Genomic DNA, 2253 nt, shown 5'->3' on the forward strand with positions numbered 1-2253 from the left:
CACTGACCCCGGCAGAGCCGAGCCAGCAGCAGGTGGGTCAGCACCGGCAGCACCAGGTAGAACGCCACCTCGACCGCGAGGCTCCACATCTGGGTGAGGCCCTGGTGCAGGTAGCCGCCGTAGGGATAGGTGGTGCTGTAGATCTGGGTCAGGGTCAGGTTGCGCAGCAGCCCGATCCAGGTGTGCCCGGGGTTCGGCCCGGCGGTGCGGAAGTGGTAGACGACGTAGGCGGCCAGCACGGTGACCAGGTAGGCCGGCATGATGCGCCGGGCCCGGTGCCGACCGTACCGGCGGAGCGACGGGGCCGGCCGGTCGGCTGCGCTGGCCAGCACCCACGGCCGGAACAGCAGAAAACCGGAGAGCACGAAGAAGATCGGCACGCCGATCTCCATCCGGGAGGAGACCAGCCCGGCGTAGCCGTGGGTGTACTTCCCGGTGGTGTAGGCGGCGTGGGTGGCCACCACCAGGCTGGCGGCGACCGCGCGGACGCCGGTCAGCGATTCGACCCGGTAGATCGGCCTGCGGTCAGCGGTCGCGGGAACCTGCGCCGGTGAGAGCGTCATCCCGCGTGTTTCTTGCCTGATCCGTTGGGCCGGTTGGGTTTGCCCGGCGGCCGGTCGGGACGCAGGTTGATCAGCACGCCGGAGATCCGGGTCCGCTCCAGCGCCTTGAGGGTCTTGGCGGGCAGCGTGGCCGGCAGCTCCACCAGGGAGAAGTCCGGCCGGATGCTGATCTGACCGAAGTCGCTGCGATGCAGGCCGCCTTCGTTGGCCAGCGCGCCGACGATCGCCCCCGGTCCGATCTTGTGCCGTTTGCCGACCGCGATCCGGTAGGTGGCGAACCCGCCGCGGCGGTCGCCCTTGCGGCCGGGCTCGCGGGCCGGCTTGCCGGGCCGGTCACGACGGCGCTCCGGCGGCGGCTCGGGCGCCATCAGGAACTGCTCGCCGCCGCGGGACTGCAGCGCCAGCGCCGCCGCGATGTCGGCCATCGGCACGTCGTGCTCCCGGCTGTACTCCTCGACCAGGCTGCGGAACACGTCGGTGCCGGGCCCGCCGAGGCTGTCGGTGATCGAGTCGGCGAACTTCGCCACCCGCTGGGCGTTGACGTCTTCGACGGTGGGCAGTTGGGATTCGACGAGCTTCTGCCGGGTCGCCTTCTCGATCGCCTTGAGCAGGTGCCGTTCCCGGGGACTCACGAAGAGCAGCGCCGACCCGGACCGGCCGGCCCGCCCGGTGCGGCCGATGCGGTGCACGTAGGACTCGGTGTCCTGCGGGATGTCGTAGTTGACCACGTGCGAGATCCGGTCCACGTCCAGGCCGCGCGCCGCGACGTCGGTGGCGACCAGGATGTCGACACCGCCGTCCTTCAACGCGCTGATGGTCCGCTCGCGTTGCGCCTGCGCGATGTCGCCGTTGATCGCGGCCGCGGAGAACCCTCGGGCACGTAGTTTCTCGGCGACGTCCTCGGTGGCCTGTTTGGTGCGGACGAACACGATCATCGCCGCGAACGGCTCGACCTCGAGCACCCGGGTCAGCGCGTCCATCTTCCGCGGGCCGGCCACCTCGATGTAGCGCTGGGCGATGTTCTCCGCGGTCGGGGTCTTCGCCTCGACGGTGACCTCGACCGGGTCGTGCAGGTATTTGGCGGTGATCCCACGGATCGCCCGCGGCATGGTGGCCGAGAAGAGCGCCACCTGCTTGTACTCCGGGGTGTCGGCCAGGATCCGTTCGACGTCCTCGGCGAAGCCCATCGCCAGCATCTCGTCGGCCTCGTCGAGCACCAGGTAGTCCACCCGGGACAGGTCCAGGCTGCCGCGCTCCAGGTGGTCGATGACCCGACCGGGGGTGCCGACCACCACCTGCGCACCCCGCTTCAGCCCGGCCAGCTGCACCGCGTAGGACGATCCGCCGTAGATCGGCAGCACGTTGATCCGCGGCAGGTGCGCCCCGTAGCGGCCGAACGCCTCGGCCACCTGCAGGGCCAGCTCCCGGGTGGGGGCCAGCACCAGCGCCTGGGTGGCTTTGCTGGCGGTGTCGATGCGGGACAGGATCGGGATGGCGAACGCGGCCGTCTTGCCGGTGCCGGTCTGGGCCAGGCCGACCACGTCGGAGCCGGCCAGCAACGCCGGAATGGTCGCGGCCTGGATCGCCGACGGCGTCTCGTATCCGACGTCGCCGACGGCCCGCAGCACCGAAGGGTGAATCTGCAGGTCAGCGAAGGTGGCCGCGGGGGTCTCCGGGAACGTCATGGCGT

At 70.8% G+C, this 2253-nt stretch carries 2 protein-coding genes; both read right to left on the bottom strand.

The window, feature by feature from the left end:
- A partial coding sequence (locus AC2VNT_RS15955) for an acyltransferase family protein (RefSeq protein ID WP_486947779.1) occupies window positions 1-563 on the bottom strand: 563 nt, incomplete at its 3' end.
- Complete coding sequence (locus AC2VNT_RS15960; RefSeq protein ID WP_486947780.1) at window positions 560-2248, bottom strand: DEAD/DEAH box helicase; 1689 nt, start codon at window positions 2246-2248, stop codon at window positions 560-562. The genes AC2VNT_RS15960 and AC2VNT_RS15955, both read right to left, overlap by 4 nt.
- Between the last annotated feature and the right edge of the window lie 5 nt (window positions 2249-2253).

It is taken from the genome of Mycobacterium sp. TH-M15 (assembly GCF_057473705.1).